At 70.4% G+C, this 15,273-nt stretch carries 15 protein-coding genes; 6 read left to right on the plus strand and 9 right to left on the minus strand.

The features are described from left to right. Positions 1–364: 364 nt before the first annotated feature. Positions 365–1,006 carry a DNA-3-methyladenine glycosylase gene (locus IE207_RS00005; RefSeq protein ID WP_190181890.1) on the minus strand — a complete coding sequence of 214 codons (642 nt, stop codon included), beginning with the start codon at positions 1,004–1,006 and terminating at the stop codon, positions 365–367. Between the two features lie 111 nt (positions 1,007–1,117). Between IE207_RS00005 and IE207_RS00010 the strand changes: the two genes are divergently transcribed. From IE207_RS00010 to IE207_RS00020, 3 genes are all read left to right on the plus strand, one after another. Beyond that, positions 1,118–1,900, plus strand: coding sequence for a sporulation protein (locus IE207_RS00010; RefSeq protein ID WP_190181891.1), 783 nt, complete (start codon positions 1,118–1,120; stop codon positions 1,898–1,900). Positions 1,901–1,952: 52 nt separating this feature from the next. Beyond that, positions 1,953–2,486, plus strand: coding sequence for a YbhB/YbcL family Raf kinase inhibitor-like protein (locus IE207_RS00015; protein WP_190181892.1), 534 nt, complete (start codon positions 1,953–1,955; stop codon positions 2,484–2,486). A gap of 149 nt (positions 2,487–2,635) precedes the next feature. After that, positions 2,636–3,139 (plus strand): HNH endonuclease, encoded by a 504-nt coding sequence (locus IE207_RS00020; protein ID WP_190181893.1) that lies wholly within the window; start codon positions 2,636–2,638, stop codon positions 3,137–3,139. A gap of 49 nt (positions 3,140–3,188) precedes the next feature. Here IE207_RS00020 and IE207_RS00025 read toward each other — a convergent pair whose 3' ends face one another. The 4 genes from IE207_RS00025 to IE207_RS00040 form a co-directional block, all read right to left on the minus strand. Beyond that, complete coding sequence (locus IE207_RS00025) at positions 3,189–3,959, minus strand: sulfite exporter TauE/SafE family protein (protein ID WP_190181894.1); 771 nt, start codon at positions 3,957–3,959, stop codon at positions 3,189–3,191. Between the two features lie 89 nt (positions 3,960–4,048). Beyond that, positions 4,049–5,026, minus strand: a complete 978-nt coding sequence (locus IE207_RS00030; protein ID WP_190181895.1) for an SPFH domain-containing protein — start codon at positions 5,024–5,026, stop codon at positions 4,049–4,051. 84 nt (positions 5,027–5,110) lie between these two features. Continuing rightward, on the minus strand, positions 5,111–5,542 hold the full coding sequence (locus IE207_RS00035) for an NfeD family protein (protein WP_190181896.1): 432 nt from the start codon (positions 5,540–5,542) through the stop codon (positions 5,111–5,113). 129 nt (positions 5,543–5,671) lie between these two features. Continuing rightward, entirely contained in the window at positions 5,672–6,466 is a 795-nt protein-coding gene (locus tag IE207_RS00040) for an ABC transporter ATP-binding protein (protein ID WP_190181897.1), read from the minus strand. Positions 6,467–6,600: 134 nt separating this feature from the next. Between IE207_RS00040 and IE207_RS00045 the strand changes: the two genes are divergently transcribed. After that, positions 6,601–7,377 carry an Rv1486c family protein gene (locus IE207_RS00045; RefSeq protein ID WP_190181898.1) on the plus strand — a complete coding sequence of 259 codons (777 nt, stop codon included), beginning with the start codon at positions 6,601–6,603 and terminating at the stop codon, positions 7,375–7,377. Between the two features lie 228 nt (positions 7,378–7,605). Here IE207_RS00045 and IE207_RS00050 read toward each other — a convergent pair whose 3' ends face one another. The 3 genes from IE207_RS00050 to IE207_RS00060 all read right to left on the minus strand — a co-directional run bounded on the left by IE207_RS00050 (position 7,606) and on the right by IE207_RS00060 (position 9,771). After that, the gene (locus IE207_RS00050; protein WP_190181899.1) at positions 7,606–7,851 is read right to left on the minus strand and encodes a chaplin; all 246 of its coding nucleotides are present in this window, start codon (positions 7,849–7,851) and stop codon (positions 7,606–7,608) included. 128 nt (positions 7,852–7,979) lie between these two features. Continuing rightward, positions 7,980–8,627, minus strand: coding sequence for a response regulator (locus IE207_RS00055; RefSeq protein ID WP_190181900.1), 648 nt, complete (start codon positions 8,625–8,627; stop codon positions 7,980–7,982). Further along, positions 8,620–9,771 carry a GAF domain-containing sensor histidine kinase gene (locus IE207_RS00060; RefSeq protein ID WP_190181901.1) on the minus strand — a complete coding sequence of 384 codons (1,152 nt, stop codon included), beginning with the start codon at positions 9,769–9,771 and terminating at the stop codon, positions 8,620–8,622. The genes IE207_RS00055 and IE207_RS00060 overlap by 8 nt, the downstream gene beginning before the upstream one ends. Positions 9,772–10,300: 529 nt before the next feature. Here IE207_RS00060 and IE207_RS00065 point away from each other — a divergent pair. Next, positions 10,301–10,972, plus strand: a complete 672-nt coding sequence (locus IE207_RS00065) for a transglycosylase SLT domain-containing protein (RefSeq protein ID WP_190181902.1) — start codon at positions 10,301–10,303, stop codon at positions 10,970–10,972. Positions 10,973–11,070: 98 nt separating this feature from the next. Here IE207_RS00065 and IE207_RS00070 read toward each other — a convergent pair whose 3' ends face one another. Further along, entirely contained in the window at positions 11,071–13,575 is a 2,505-nt protein-coding gene (locus IE207_RS00070) for an ABC transporter ATP-binding protein/permease (protein WP_190181903.1), read from the minus strand. Between the two features lie 313 nt (positions 13,576–13,888). On the opposite strand from IE207_RS00070, the gene serB reads away from it, so the two are divergent. Beyond that, on the plus strand, positions 13,889–15,088 hold the full coding sequence (serB, locus tag IE207_RS00075) for a phosphoserine phosphatase SerB (RefSeq protein WP_190181904.1): 1,200 nt from the start codon (positions 13,889–13,891) through the stop codon (positions 15,086–15,088). Positions 15,089–15,273: the final 185 nt, after the last annotated feature.

The raw sequence follows: 15,273 nt of genomic DNA on the forward strand, positions 1-15,273 counted from the left end.
CTGTTGAGTTCTCAAGGAACGGACGCTTCCTTCGTACTCACCCTCAGTAGCAATTACTGGGGCTTTCCTCCGGGCGCTTCCTTTGTTCTTCGTTTCCAACTCTACCAGATCATTTCCGCTGTCGTTTCCGACTTGCGATTTCGATTCCAGTGGCCGTTGGGGGCCTTTGCCTTTCGGCGTTCCACCACTTTAGCGCTTGTCCCTTGTGACTCATAATCGAGCCACTGGATTCGAATTCGGGCACGCCGAAATCGACCCCGCCAGGGGTGCGTCGTAGGTGGTGGATTGGCCGCCCCGGGGGTCTGCTGATGGCAGTGCCCCGTTCAAGCGGCTCGGGCTACGTTAGGCGTCCGCCAGGGGCGAGTCAAGTTGAGCGGCGGCGTGGCGCGTGGGCCCGGTAGGGGCTGACCGTCGGGTCGTGGGTGATCCAGAAGCGGTACGGGTGGTCCGCTCCGGCACCGCCCACTCCCGTGCGGGGGCCGCTGCTCACCAGGTCGGGGTTGGTGGGAGTGCCGGTGAGCAGGGACAGCGGTGAGTCGGGGCCGTCGCAGAGGTCGGCGCCGTCCAGGGAGCGGTCGATGTCGAGGGCCGTGGCCAGGCGGGCCGGGCCTTTGGCGAGTTCTCGGTCGCTTCTGGCGGAAAGCCGACGTTTGCGGGCCAGCTCGGCGCCCAGGGTGATCTCGCCGGCGCGGATGAGGACACCGCTCGCGTGGTCGGGCGGTCCGCACACCAGATTGAGACTGAACCACATGCCGTAGATGAAGTAGACGTACGCGTGTCCGGGCGGTCCGAACATCGACGCGTTGCGCGGCGTGCGGCCGCGGTAGGCGTGGGAGCCGGGGTCGGCCTCCCCCTCGTACGCCTCCACTTCCGTGATGCGTAGTTCGAGTGCGCCCTCGGCCGTTCGCCGGACCAGGGTGCGGCCGAGCAGGTCGGGGGCCACGGTGAGGACCGGGCGGTCGAAGAAGGACCGGGGCAGGGGCGTACGGTCGGGTCGCGCGCTCATCCGGTCGAGCGTACTGGAGGTCGTGCGCTTGCAACCGGGGCCTAGGGTTCCGCGTTTGTAGGGGTATCGCCAGAGCCTTCACATCACAGAGCTTCAAAGGGGAGTCAGAGCATGGGGTTCAGGAAGCTGTTCGCGGCGCTGGGTGCCGGTGGTGCCTCGGTGGACACCGTCATCACCGAGCCGAACGTCGTTCCGGGCGGCATCGTCCAGGGCGAGGTCCGCATCCAGGGCGGTTCCGTCGAGCAGCAGATCGAGGGGTTGTCGGTCGGGCTCCAGGCGCGGGTGGAGGTGGAGGGCGGTGACCAGGAGCACAAGCAGGACATCGTCTTCGCGAAGCAGCGGCTGGGCGGTGCGTTCCAGGTCCAGCCGGGCGCCCTGCACGTGGTGCCGTTCGGGCTGGAGATCCCGTGGGAGACGCCGATCACCCATTTCGAGGGGCAGCACCTGCGGGGCATGAACATCGGGGTGAGCACGGAGCTGGAGATCGCGCGGGCCGTGGACGCGGGTGACCTGGACCCGATCAACGTGCACCCGGTCCCGGCGCAGCAGGCGATCTTGGACGCGTTCCGCCGGCTCGGGTTCTCGTTCCGGTCGGCGGACATGGAGCGCGGGCACATCCGCGGGACGCGGCAGACGCTGCCGTTCTACCAGGAGATCGAGTTCCTGCCGCCGTCGCAGTACCGGGGGCTGAACCAGGTGGAGCTGACGTTCGTCTCGGACGGCCGGGAGATGGACGTCGTCCTGGAAATGGACAAGAAGCCGGGCCTCTTCTCCGAGGGCAGCGACACGTACCGCTGTTTCCAGGTGGGTCTGCAGTCGTACGAGGGGACCGACTGGGCGGCGTACCTGAACCAGTGGATCGCCTCCGTGGGTTCGCAGCGCAACTGGTTCTGAGGTCTGTCTAGGCTCGTGGGCGGTACTGGTTAAACGATCAGGAGGTTCAGCAGTGGCCGAGCAGAGCAGGGCGCCGCTTCCGCACGACTTCCACCCGGAGGTGGATTCCTTCTCCGTGGTGAGTGACGACCTGGCACCCGGCGCGGATCTCGGGGAGGCCCAGGTCCAGTCGGCCGGGAACCGTTCGCCCCACCTGCGGTGGGAGGGGTTCCCGGAGGGCACGAAGAGCTTCGCCGTGACGTGCTTCGACCCGGACGCTCCGACGGGCAGCGGATTCTGGCACTGGGTGCTCTTCGACATCCCCGCCTCGGTGACGGAGTTGCCGGCCGGGGCGGGCGGCGGGAAGTTCGAGGGCCTGCCGGCCGGGGCCGTGCACGTGCGCAACGACTACGGGACGAAGGACTTCGGCGGTGCCGCCCCGCCGGCCGGGGAGCGGCACCGGTACGTGTTCACCGTGTACGCGGTGGACCGGGAGAAGCTCGGGCCCGGCTCGGACGTCTCGCCGGCGGTCGTCGGGTTCAACCTGAGGTTCCACACGTTGGGCCGTGCGCAGCTGATCGGTGAGTACGAGGCTCCGGCGGCCTGATCGTTTCCCGAGCGTTTGCCCGGTCCTGGTCTAAAGACGGCCAGGACCGGGCATTTTTATTGCGTTGTCCCGCGTGGCGCGCGCGGCCAGAGTGGTTCCGGGCCTTGCCGCCAGGGAGGTCGCGGGCCTGCACACGGGAGGTGGGCGAGATGCGGGACACGCTGGTGCTGAATGCGAGCTTCGAGCCGCTGTCGACGGTGACGTTGAACCGGGCTGTGGTGCTGGTGCTCCAGGACAAGGCCGTGGTCGAACAATCGCATCCCGAGCTGCGTGTCCGGGCGGCCACCATGGAGCTTCCGATGCCGCGGGTGATCAGGCTCTGCCGGTACGTGCGGGTGCCGTTCCGAAGACACGCTCCTTGGTCGCGGCGGGGGGTGCTGGCCCGTGACCAGCACCGGTGCGCGTACTGCGGGAAGCGCGCGACGACCGTGGACCACGTGCTGCCGCGGGCTCAGGGGGGCGGGGACACCTGGCTGAACACGGTGGCGTCCTGTGCGGAGGACAACCACCGCAAGGCGGCCCGTACTCCGGAGGAGGCGGGGATGCCGTTGCTCCGCAAGCCGTTCGTCCCGTCGCCGGCGGACGCGATGCTGCTCGCGCTGGGTTCCGGCGGGCGCGAGGTGCTGCCGGAGTGGCTGGGGCGTACCGCCTAGCCCGTCGGCGTGTGCGGGCGCGCTGGGCTGCGTAGGTTCGCTACGCAGTTCAGCGCAGTAGCAGTTGGACGATGGCGATGATGCCGACTGCGACGATGACGGCGCGCAGCACCGTCGGGGGCAGTCGGCGGCCGACCTTCGCGCCGATCTGGCCGCCGAGGGTGGAGCCGACGGCGATGAGGACCACCGCCGTCCAGTCGAAGTCGGCGACGAAGAGGAAGAAGACGGCGGCGACGCCGTTGACGAGGGCGGCGACGACGTTCTTGACGGCGTTGGTCCGTTGCAGGTCCTCGTGCAGGAGCAGCCCCATCAGGCCGAGGTAGAGCACGCCTTGGGCGGCGCCGAAGTAGCCTCCGTACGCGCTGGAGAGCAGCATTCCGGTCAGCAGCACGGGGCCGCCGTCGGGGTGCCCGGTGTCGCCGCCGGCGGCTTCCCGGCGGGCGCGCAGGGCGGCGGCGAGGCGCGGCTGGAGGACGACGAGGACGAGTGCCAGTCCGATGAGGACGGGCACGATCGTGTTGAAGGAGTCCGACGGCAGCGTGAGGAGCAGGATCGCGCCGCCGAGTCCGCCGACGAGGGAGACGGCGCCGAGCCGCATGATGCGGGCGCGCTGGCCTTTGAGTTCCTTGCGGTAGCCGATGGCGCCGCTGATCGAGCCGGGCACGAGGCCGAGGGTGTTGGACACGTTGGCGGTGACCGGTGGCAGTCCTGTGGCGAGCAGGACGGGGAAGGTGATGAGGGTGCCGGAGCCGACGATGGTGTTGATGGTGCCGGCTCCGACACCTGCGGCGAAGACCGCTAGTGATTCCCAGATGGACATGGACGCTGCCGTCCCCTTCGCATGGGTGAGTCGCCTCCCCGCCATGAAGGTCGAGGGGCCTCACTGATCATGCAACAGGCGGGGGGCGGTCAGTCGATGGGGGGCTGTTCGCGCCGGTCCGAGGCGGCCTTGTCGGCCGCGCTCGCGCCGTCCTTGCCGGTGCCAGCCGGGTTGAAGCCGGAACCGCCGCCCATGGGGCCGAAGTTGCCCATGGCCCCGGAGAGGCCCTTGAGGGCGTCGCCGATCTCGCTGGGCACGATCCAGAGCTTGTTGGCGTCGCCTTCGGCGATCTTCGGGAGCATCTGGAGGTACTGGTAGGCGAGGAGCTTCTGGTCGGCGTCGCCGGCGTGGATGGACTCGAAGACCGTACGGATGGCCTGGGCCTCGCCCTCGGCGCGCAGGGCGGCGGCTTTGGCGTCACCTTCGGCGCGCAGGATGGAGGACTGCTTCTCACCCTCTGCGCGCAGGATCTCGGACTGGCGGACACCTTCGGCCTGGAGGATCGCGGCGCGCTTGTCGCGGTCGGCGCGCATCTGCTTCTCCATCGAGTCCTGGATGGAGGTCGGCGGCTCGATCGCCTTGAGTTCGACGCGGTTGACGCGGATGCCCCACTTGCCGGTGGCTTCGTCGAGGACGCCGCGCAGGGCGGCGTTGATCTCCTCGCGGGAGGTGAGGGTGCGCTCCAGGTCCATGCCGCCGATGATGTTGCGCAGGGTGGTGACGGTGAGCTGCTCGATGGCCTGGATGTAGCTGGCGACTTCGTACGTCGCGGCCCGCGCGTCGGTCACCTGGTAGTAGATGACGGTGTCGATGTTGACGACCAGGTTGTCCTGGGTGATGACGGGCTGCGGCGGGAAGGGGACGACCTGTTCGCGCAGGTCGATCCGGTTGCGGATCGAGTCGATGAACGGGACGACGATGTTGAGGCCCGCGTTGAGGGTGCGGGTGTAGCGGCCGAACCGCTCGACGATGGCGGCGCTGGCCTGCGGGATCACCTGGATCGTCTTGACCAGTGCGATGAAGACCAGAACCACCAGAATGATCAGGACGATGATGATCGGTTGCATGCGGTTCCCCGTGCCCTTCCGGCTGTCTGTGCTGCCCCGTTGATCGGAGTCTCGCAGACCCTGGGGTCGCGAGTCGGGTGGTTCTCACATGACGACCGCGGTCGCTCCGTCGATGTCGACGACGTCGACGGACTGGCCGGGTTCGAAACTGGTGTCCGAGTCGAGGGTGCGAGCGGACCAGATCTCGCCGGCGAGCTTGATGCGGCCGCCGCTGCCGTCGACGCGTTCGAGGACGACGGCGCTCCTGCCCTTCAACGCGTCGATTCCGGTGCGGTGTTGGGGGCGTTGGTCGCGGTGGCGGTTGGCGAGGGGGCGGACGACGGCGATGAGCGCGACCGATACGATCACGAACACCAGCACCTGGGCCACCACTCCCCCGCCGAGCGCGGCCGTCACCGCGGCGAGGGCCGCGCCGACGGCGAACATGCCGAACTCCGGCATCGCGGTGATGACCAGGGGGATGCCCAGTCCGACCGCGCCGATGAGCCACCACACCCATGCGTCGATGTTGGTCACATGGTCATGGTAGGTCTGGCGGGCGCGGTCGGGACAGGGTGCGGTGCGGGGCCGCCCGGTGGGATCCGGTGCTGTGACCGGAAAGGTTCACCGTGTCGCGGCGCTCGGCAAACCTGCCCGGCCACAGCACTAGCGCAGCGGGAGGCCCTGGGCGGTCCAGCGGTCGCTGTCGTTGCGCTCCACGACGAGCGGGAGGCCGAAGCACAGCGAGAGGTTGCGGGAGGTCAGTTCCAGTTCGATGGGACCGGCGGTGACGACCTTGCCCTGGCGGATCATCAGGACGTGCGTGAAGCCCGGCGCGATCTCCTCGACGTGGTGGGTGACCATGACCATGGACGGAGCGAGGGGGTCGCGGGCGAGGCGGCCCAGGCGCCGTACGAGGTCTTCGCGGCCGCCGAGGTCGAGACCGGCGGCGGGTTCGTCGAGGAGCAGCAGCTCGGGGTCGGTCATCAGGGCGCGGGCGATCAGGGTGCGCTTGCGTTCGCCCTCGGAGAGGGTGCCGAACCTGCGGTCCAGGTAGTCCGTCATGCCGAGGCGGTCGAGGAACGCGCGGGCGCGCTGCTCGTCGATGTCCTCGTACTCCTCCTGCCAGGTCGCCGTCATGCCGTAGGCGGCGGTGAGGACGGTCTCCAGGACGGTCTGCCGCTTGGGGAGCTTGTCGGCCATCGCGATGCCGGCGACTCCGATGCGGGGGCGCAGGTCGAAGACGTTCACCTTGCCGAGGGTGCTGCCGAGGATGGTGGCCTCGCCCGTGGTGGGGAAGAGGTAGCTGGAGGCGACATTGAGCAGGGTGGTCTTCCCGGCGCCGTTGGGGCCGAGGATCACCCAGCGCTCCCCCTCCTTCACCGACCAGGAGACCTGGTCCACCAGCGCCCGGCCCTCGCGGACCACGGATACGTCCACCAGCTCCAGAACATCGCTCATGAGCGTGTTGTCTCCCCTTGCAGTCTCGGTTCGTCTGTGCACCGGTAGGCGCAGCCCCAGGGGAAAACCTACGCCACTGTCGGAGGGGTCCGGGCGCCAGGCCGGTCCCCCGGGCCGATCCGTAAAGTGGAGGGATGCTTTTCGAACCACGTTCAGGGCGGCTGGCCGCCTGGGGGAACGCGCTGCTGGCCGGTCTGGTCTCGCCCGACGAGGCCGTGCTGTCGATCGTGGGTGAGGACGCCGTGCACCGGGTGGAGGGGCTGCCCGGGGAAGCGGGGCCGGTGGGGCTGACGCTGGCGCTGGGGCGGATGCGGGCGCTGGGGGTGACCGGGCTGCGGGTGGCGCTGCCGGCGCCGGGGCATCCGCTGGGGCTCAGCGGGCCGCCGGAGTTCAACGCGCGGGCGCTGGAGGCCGAGGAGGCGGTGGTCGCGGTGGGGGCGGCACTGGGTCTGGTGCCGGAGGTAGCGGAGGCGGGGCCGGCGGGGGACGTGCACGTCTCGGTGACGTGGCACTGCCTGCCGGTGCGGGAGGCTCCGCCGGCGGACGTGCCGTCGCTCGGTGAGGCGGAGCGGGAGCTGGCGGAGGCGCTGCGCGAGGCGGCGGTGGTGCTGACCCGGCTGGACGTGGCGGGGTCGGGGCCGGTGGCGGACGCGGCGCTCTCGGCGTACCGGGCGCGGGCGGAGGCGGGCCGGGAGGTGCTGGCGCCGGGGTATCCGGCGCGGGCGGTGCGGGTGCTGGCGCTTGCGCAGCGGGTGGACCTGATGGTGTCGCTGGCCTACGAGAACGGGCACGGCGGGGCGGTGGCCGCCTCCGAGATGGCGGCGCGGGCCGAGGCTTTGCGGCCGGTCGAGCGGGTGGCCCGGCGGGCGCTGGTGGCGGCGTACAACGCGGCTGTCGAGCAGCGGGGCTGACCGGCCCCTCCGGGGGCGGCGCGCTGTGCGGGGGGGCCCGGCCGCGGCCGTGCGCTCCACAGGGGTCCGGGGGTGCTCGCGCCGCGGCGCGAGCGGCCCCCGCTGGGCCGGGCTCTGCGGGGACTGCGCCCCGCACCCCGGACTTCGAACGCCGGCGGGGCCGGGCGGGCGCACCGGGACGGCCCCGCTTCCGGGGAGAAGGGGGAAGCGGGGCCGGGTGGGGAGGGGTCAGGCGTTGATGCCCGAGTTGCCGAAGGCGGGGTTCAGGAGGCCGATCACGTTGACCGAGTTGCCCACCACGTTGACGGGGACGTCCACGGGGGCCTGGATCAGGTTCCCCGAGACCACGCCGGGCGAGTTCTGGGCCTCGCCCTCCGCCGAGGCACCGCCGTGCGCCGAGGAGACGCCCGCGGCGGCGGCGACGAGGCCGCCCGCGATCATGGTGACGGCAGTGGCCTTCTTGAAGTTCTTCACGTTCTTTCTTCCTCCAGTACGTCCACCGCGACCAGCCGCCGCGGCACGAACGGAGAACGGCCGCAGCCTCGCCGGGATACGCCATGTGGGCGATATACGCCCGATCGTATGAACAGGGCGAGGTGGGGTCAGGCGTCCGCGATGCCGTGCCGGACCGCCCACAGGGCGGCCTGCGTGCGGTCGGAGAGGTCCAGCTTCATCAGGATGTTCGATACGTGCGTCTTGACCGTCTTCTCGGACAGGACGAGCGCCCGGGCGATCTCCCGGTTCGCCCGGCCGTCCGCGATGAGGCAGAGGACCTCCCGCTCCCGGTCGGTGAGCGCGCCCGCGCGCGGGGAGGACGACGGCTGGTCCTCCTGGGCCAGCAGGGCCTCCGCGACCTCCGGCTGGAGCAGGACGTGGCCCGCGTGGACGGAGCGGATGGCTCCCGCCAGGGCGTCGGGGTCGATGTCCTTGTAGACGTACCCGGCGGCCCCGGCGCGCAGGGCGGGGACCACCGTCCGCTGTTCCGTGAAGCTGGTGACGACCAGGACCCGCGCGGGGTTCGCCAGGTCGCGCAGCCGTCGCAGGGCCTCGATGCCGTCGGTGCCCGGCATCTTGACGTCCATCAGGATCACGTCGGGCCGCAGCTCCTCGGCGCGGGCGATGCCCTCCTCGCCGTCCGCGGCCTCGCCGACCACCTCGATGTCCTCCTGGACCTCCAGGAAGGTGCGCAGGCCCCGCCGGACCACTTGGTGGTCGTCCACCAGCAGGACGCGGATGGGTGTGTCAGCCACCGGGGACCTCCATCTCGATCGTGGTGCCCGCGCCGGGCTCCGAGCGGACTTCGAGCCGGCCTCCGACGCCTGCGGCCCGGTCCCGCATGGAGACCAGGCCCAGGTGGCGGCCGGCCGCGCGGATGGAGGAAGGGGAGAAGCCGCTCCCGTTGTCCGTGACGGTCAGGACGGCTCCCCCGGCCCGGCGGGCGAGGACGACCTCGACCCGGTCGGCGCCGGAGTGGCGCAGGGCGTTGTGGAGGGCCTCCTGGGCGACGCGCAGGAGGGCTTCCTCCTGGGTCGCAGGCAGGGCCCGTACGCCGTCGCAGGCGAAGGTGACGTGCGCGGTGTGGGCGCGGTCCAGGACGCGGACGTGGTCGCGCAGGGTCGCGAGGAGCCCGTCCTCGTCCAGGGCGGCGGGGCGGAGCTCGGTCACGGCGGCGCGCAGTTCGTCGGCGGCCTCGGCGGCCAGGGCGGCGACCTGCTGGAGTTCGTCCTTGGCCCGGGCGGGATCGCGGTCGACGAGGGTGGCGGCGGCCTGGGCGGTCAGGCGCAGGGAGAACAGCTTCTGGCTGACGGCGTCGTGCAGCTCGTGGGCGAGGCGGGAGCGCTCCTCGGCGATGGTGAGCTCGCGGCTGCGTTCGTAGAGGCGGGCGTTGGTGAGGGCGATCGCGGCGTGCTGGGCGAGGAGGGAGAGGAGCTCCTCGTCCCGGTCGGTGAATCCGCGGGTACCGGGCCGCGCGCCGCCGTCGCGCTTGTTCGTGAGGAAGAGGGCGCCGAGGGTCTCCTCGCCGTCCCGGATGGGCATGCCGAGGAAGTCGGACATGTCGGGGTGGGCGGCGGGCCAGCCGCCGAAGCGCGGATCCTTGCGTACGTCGGTGAGCCGCTGCGGGCCCTCGTCGTGGAGCATCGCCGCGAGGATGCCGTGCTGGCGGGGCAGCGGGCCGATGCTGCGCCACTGCTCCTCGCTGATGCCGTCGACGACGAACTGGGCGAAGCCGCCGTGGTCGTCGGGCACGCCCAGGGCCGCGTATTCGGCGTCCAGGAGCCCGCGCGCGGAGACGACGATCGTACGCAGGACGTCGTGGACCTCCAGGCGGCGGCTCATGGCCAGCAGCGCGGTGCTGACGGCGGCCAGTCCGGTGCAGGGTCCGCTCGGGTGCATGGGCTCACCGTACCGGCGGCTGTGACCTGCGGGATCGGTCTGCGGGCGTAGGGCTGTGGCCCCGGCCGGGAGGTGTGCGCGGGGGTGGTTTCCGCATATCGGGCCGGTACGGGGGTACGGGGGCCGGGGTCGGGCACCGCGGGCGGGAACGGGGGCCGGCTCGGTCTCGGGTACGAGGCTCGGGCCCTTCGCCTGCTACTTGCGGATGAGTTCATTCACGGACTGCATTGCATCGGCAACGCAGGGTGAAACCGTTACGTGCCCGATGTGAGCCCGGGCATAGGACGCAGGTCACTTACGAACCTGCGTAGTACCTACGTAAAGGCACTGTCAGCGCTGCCCCGCCTTGCCGCGATGCCTGAAATCAGGCCTTCGTGGGCGGTCGTGATCCACTAAGCGGGATCGTACGTCACACCTTTGCCATGCCTTTTTGCCACCGCTAAGAATGTCGACGTCGCACAGCGCCGCGATCCACAGGGATCCGCGGCGCTTTCCTGCGGCCCCCGCTATTCGAAGAGGTTGCTCACGCATGTCCGAGACCAGCACCCCCGGCCACAGTCTTCGTCCGACCAAGGCCCAGAAGCTCTCCTTCGCCGGCATCGCCGCCCTCGGCGCCGCCGCACTCGCCTTCTCCCTCGTTCCGGCCAACGCCGCCGAGCAGGGCGGGACGACGGTCGCCCTCGCCCCCGTGGCGTGGACGAAGGTCGTGGACGGCGCGCAGACGAAGACCGTGCAGGGGCACCTCGGCTCGCAGCTCGCGATAGCCAAGACCAAGGCCGTGGCCGACGCGAAGGCGAAGGCCAAGGCCGAGGCCGACGCGAAGAAGGCGCGCGACCAGAAGGCCGCCGCCAGCCGTTCCGCGATCCGCACCCCCGTCTTCGCGAACAACCTGGACGGCTGGATCAAGGAAGCGCTGTCCATCATGAAGCGCGAGGGCATCCCGGGCACCTACGCCGGCATCCACCGCAACATCATGCGCGAGTCCAGCGGCAACCCGCGGGCGATCAACAACTGGGACATCAACGCCCAGAACGGCATCCCGTCCAAGGGTCTCCTCCAGGTCATCCAGCCGACCTTCGCCGCCTACCACGTCAAGGGCACGAAGTTCGACCTGTACGACCCGGTCGCGAACATCGTCGCCGCCTGCAACTACGCGGCCGACCGCTACGGCTCGATGGACAACGTCAACAGCGCCTACTAGGCCTGCGACGGCTGAGCAGCCCCCATGCGCCTCAGGGCGGCCCCCGGTGTTCCGGGTGCCGCCCTGAGGCGTTCGCGCGGCGTGCCGCGCGGGTCGTGCTACTTGCGCATGACCTCGGGCTCGTGGCGGCGCAGCAGGCGGGCCACCGCGAAGCCGCAGGCGACGCCGAGGGCCAGCAGGACGAAGATGTCCAGGAACCACTGGCCGGCGCTCGGGTCCCACAGGGGGTCGGTGTTGGTGGGGTTCTCCGGGTCCCACGGCGCCATCAGCTTGCCCAGGTTCAGCGTGGTACCGGCGGCACCGACGGCCCAGCGCGACGGCATCAGATAGGCGAACTGCTCCAGGCCGATCTTGTCGTAGAGCTGGAAGAGGATGCCGGTGAAGACGACCTGGATGATCGCGAACATGACCAGCAGCGGCATGGTCTTCTCGGCGGTCTTCACCAGCGAGGAGATCACCAGGCCGAACATCATGGCGGTGAAGCCGAGCGCGGTGACCGCGATGCAGAGCTCGACGGCGGGGGGCATGAAGAGGCCCTCGGCCGGCAGCTTGCGGGGGGTGAAGCCGATGGCGCAGATGATCACGCCCTGGATGGCCGTGATGACACCGAGGACGATGACCTTCGACATCAGGTACGCCGACCGGGACAGGCCCGTCGCGCGTTCCCGCTCGTAGATGACCCGTTCCTTGATCAGCTCACGCACCGAGTTCGCCGCGCCCGAGAAGCACATGCCGACGCAGAGGATCAGCATGATCGTGCCCGCGTCACCGTTGAAGCGGCTCGGCGGGGTCGGCGGGGCGAGGCCGAACTTCGCCGGGATCACGACGGAGACCACACCCAGGACCGCGGGCAGGAGCACCATCAGGGCCAGGAAGCCCTTGTCCGAGGCGATCACCGACACGTAGCGGCGGATCAGCGTCCACAGCTGCGATCCCCAGGCCTGCGGCTTCGGCGGGTTCATCTGCTGCTGTGAGGGCATCGCGACCGACTGCGGGGCCACCGCGTCGATGTCGGCGGCGTACAGCTGGTAGTGCTGCGAGCCCTTCCAGCGGCCGGCCCAGTCGTAGTCGCGGAAGTTCTCGAAGGCGGAGAAGACGTCGGCCCAGGTGGAGTAGCCGAAGAAGTTCAGCGCCTCGGCCGGCGGCCCGAAGTACGCGACCGACCCGCCCGGGGCCATGACCAGCAGCTTGTCGCAGATCGACAGCTCGGCGACGGAGTGGGTGACGACGAGGACCGTGCGGCCGTCGTCGGCGAGGCCGCGCAGGAGCTGCATGACGTCGCGGTCCATGCCCGGGTCGAGGCCCGAGGTGGGCTCGTCCAGGAAGATCAGGGAGGGCTTGGTGAGCAGCTCCAGGGCGACGGACACGCGCTTGCGCTGACCGCCCGAGAGCGAGGTGATCTTCTTGTCCTTGTGGATGTCGAGCTTGAGCTCGCGCAGCACCTCGTCGATGCGGGCGGCGCGCTCGGACTCGGCGGTGTCGCCGGGGAAGCGGAGCTTGGCCGCGTACTTGAGGGCCGTGCTGACCTTGAGTTCCTTGTGCAGGATGTCGTCCTGCGGGACCAGGCCGATGCGCTGGCGGAGCTCCGCGAACTGCTTGTACAGGTTGCGGTTGTCGTAGAGGACGTCGCCCTGGTTGGCGGGCCGGTAGCCGGTCAGCGCCTTGAGCAGGGTCGACTTTCCGGAGCCGGAGGGGCCGATGACGCCGATGAGCGACTTCTCCGGGACGCCGAAGGTGACGTCCTTGAGGATCTGCTTGCCGCCGTCGACGGTGACGGTGAGGTGGCGGGCCGAGAAGGAGACCTCGCCGGTGTCGACGAACTCCTCCAGCCGGTCCCCGACGATGCGGAACGTCGAGTGGCCGACACCGACGATGTCGTTGGGGCCGAGGAGCGCGGTGCCGGACTTGGGCAGCGGCTGGCCGTTGACGTAGGTGCCGTTGTGGCTGCCGAGGTCGTGGATCTCGAAGCGGCCGCCGGTGGAGCGGAACTCCGCGTGGTGGCGCGAGACCTGGAGGTCGGAGACGACGAGCTCGTTCTCCAGGGCGCGGCCGATGCGCATGACGTGGCCGACGGCGATCTGGTGGAACGTGGTCGGGCTGCGGTCGCTGTAGCCGGGCGCCGCGGCCTGCGCGGGGTGGGCGCCGCCGCCCTGCTGCTGCGGGAAGTGCGGCTGGGCCTGCTGCGGCGGAGCCTGCTGCTGGAGCGGGGCCTGCTGCGGCTGGGCCTGCTGCTGCCAGGCCTGCTGCTGGGGCGGGGCCTCGTACGCGGGGGCCTGCCCCTGGTACGCGGGCGCCGCCGCGGCCGCCGCGACGGCGGCGCTCAGATTGAGCCTCGGTCCGTCGGTCGCGTTGCCGAGGTGGACCGGCGTGCCGGGCACGAGTTCGGTCTGCTGGACCCGACTCCCGTGCACGTAGGTGCCGTTGGTGCTGCCGTGGTCCTCAAGGCCCCAACCACGGCCGTTCCAGGCGATGGTGGCGTGCCGCCACGACACCCGGGCGTCATCGATCACCACGTCTCCCTGGGGGTCGCGCCCCAGCGAGTACGACCTGGACGGATCGAGCGTCCAGGTCCTGCCATTCAATTCCAGTACGAGTTCCGGCACTCCAGCCCCACTTAAGTCCCCCGAGAATCCCCCTGGCGTCAGGGAGTCCGACGTCAGGGAGTCTAGGGATGGCGAACATCCGGGGGAACTATTTCAGGCTCGGGGCCACATGTGGAATCGGGGCCTCGCGGGGGGTCCGCGTAGGGGCGCAGACCCGGTCGAAAGCCGCGGGGAGAGCCGGAAGGGAGCACTCCCCCGGGTCACCCGGCCGCCACGTCCGGATGGCGTGCGGGCAAACACCCGGGGAAGGTTGTGACCGCTGGGTGGGACGGGGGTCCTGGTCCGGGAGTGGTCAAGATACGGTGAGAGGACCATGAGCGCTTCGCAGACCTCCGACGTCCCCACCCTCCTCGTCAAGATCTTCGGCAAGGACCGTCCCGGGATCACCGCCGGACTGTTCGACACCCTCGCCGCCTACTCCGTCGACGTGGTCGACATCGAGCAGGTCGTCACCCGCGGCCGCATCGTCCTGTGCGCCCTCGTCACCATGCCCGTGGGCGGCACCGAGGGCGAGCTGCGGGCCACCGTCCACAGCTGGGCCGAGTCGCTCAAGATGCAGGCCGAGATCCTCTCCGGAACGGGTGACAACCGGCCGCGCGGCAGCGGCCGCTCGCACGTGACCGTGCTGGGGCACCCGCTGACAGCCGAGTCGACGGCGGCCATAGCGGCCAGGATCACCGGGACCGGCGGCAACATCGACCGCATCTTCCGCCTGGCGAAGTATCCGGTGACGGCCGTGGAATTCGCCGTCTCCGGCGCGGAGACGGCGCCGCTGCGCACCGCGCTGGCGACCGCCGCCGCGCAGATCGGCGTCGACGTGGCGGTGGTGTCGGCGGGGCTGCACCGCCGGGCGCAGCGCCTGGTCGTGATGGACGTGGACTCGACGCTGATCCAGGACGAGGTCATCGAGCTGTTCGCGGCGCACGCCGGCTGTGAGGCCGAGGTCGCGGAGGTCACCGAGCGGGCGATGCGCGGGGAGCTCGACTTCGAGCAGTCGCTGCACGCCCGGGTCGAGCTGCTCGCGGGGCTGGACGCCTCCGTCGTGGACAAGGTGCGCTCCGAGGTGCGGCTCACGCCCGGTGCCCGGACCTTGATCCGGACGCTCAAGATGCTCGGCTACCAGGTCGGCGTGGTCTCGGGCGGGTTCACGCAGGTCACGGACGACCTGCGGGAGCGGCTCGGCCTGGACTTCGCCTCGGCGAACACGCTGGAGATCGTCGACGGGAAGCTGACCGGCCGGGTCACGGGCGAGATCGTGGACCGGGCGGGCAAGGCCCGGCTGCTGCGCCGCTTCGCGGCTGAGGCGGGTGTGCCGCTGGCCCAGACCGTGGCGATCGGCGACGGCGCCAACGACCTGGACATGCTGAACGCGGCCGGGCTGGGCGTGGCCTTCAACGCGAAGCCGGTGGTCCGCGAGGCCGCGCACACGGCGGTGAACGTGCCGTTCCTGGACGCGGTGCTGTACCTGCTCGGCATCACGCGCGAAGAGGTGGAAGCCGCCGATCTGGCCTGACGGCCCGCGCGGCCTGGCCCGAGGGGCCGGCCACATCACCATTGCATTCCATACCGAGCGGTCTGTCCTACAGGTGCCCGGCCGGGCGTTCCGGCCGGGCATTTCGTTTGCGTCAACCGCCTCCGAGTCCCCCTCGAGCCGCCCTGGGCGGGCCGTCTAGCGAGCCGTTCTTGAGCCGCCTTCGC

Origin of the sequence: Streptomyces cirratus (genome assembly GCF_014650775.1) — a bacterium.
In the GTDB taxonomy this organism is placed as follows: domain Bacteria; phylum Actinomycetota; class Actinomycetes; order Streptomycetales; family Streptomycetaceae; genus Streptomyces; species Streptomyces cirratus.

Bases quoted from the DNA above. Each gene is read 5' to 3' on its own strand.
- IE207_RS00025 (WP_190181894.1), bottom strand. From the start codon at position 3,959: ATGTCCATCTGGGAATCACTAGCGGTCTTCGCCGCAGGTGTCGGAGCC.
- IE207_RS00040 (WP_190181897.1), bottom strand. From the start codon at position 6,466: ATGAGCGATGTTCTGGAGCTGGTGGACGTATCCGTGGTCCGCGAGGGC.
- IE207_RS00065 (WP_190181902.1), top strand. From the start codon at position 10,301: ATGTCCGAGACCAGCACCCCCGGCCACAGTCTTCGTCCGACCAAGGCC.
- IE207_RS00045 (WP_190181898.1), top strand. From the start codon at position 6,601: ATGCTTTTCGAACCACGTTCAGGGCGGCTGGCCGCCTGGGGGAACGCG.
- IE207_RS00030 (WP_190181895.1), bottom strand. From the start codon at position 5,026: ATGCAACCGATCATCATCGTCCTGATCATTCTGGTGGTTCTGGTCTTC.
- IE207_RS00020 (WP_190181893.1), top strand. From the start codon at position 2,636: ATGCGGGACACGCTGGTGCTGAATGCGAGCTTCGAGCCGCTGTCGACG.
- IE207_RS00010 (WP_190181891.1), top strand. From the start codon at position 1,118: ATGGGGTTCAGGAAGCTGTTCGCGGCGCTGGGTGCCGGTGGTGCCTCG.
- IE207_RS00060 (WP_190181901.1), bottom strand. From the start codon at position 9,771: ATGCACCCGAGCGGACCCTGCACCGGACTGGCCGCCGTCAGCACCGCG.
- serB (WP_190181904.1), top strand. From the start codon at position 13,889: ATGAGCGCTTCGCAGACCTCCGACGTCCCCACCCTCCTCGTCAAGATC.
- IE207_RS00005 (WP_190181890.1), bottom strand. From the start codon at position 1,006: ATGAGCGCGCGACCCGACCGTACGCCCCTGCCCCGGTCCTTCTTCGAC.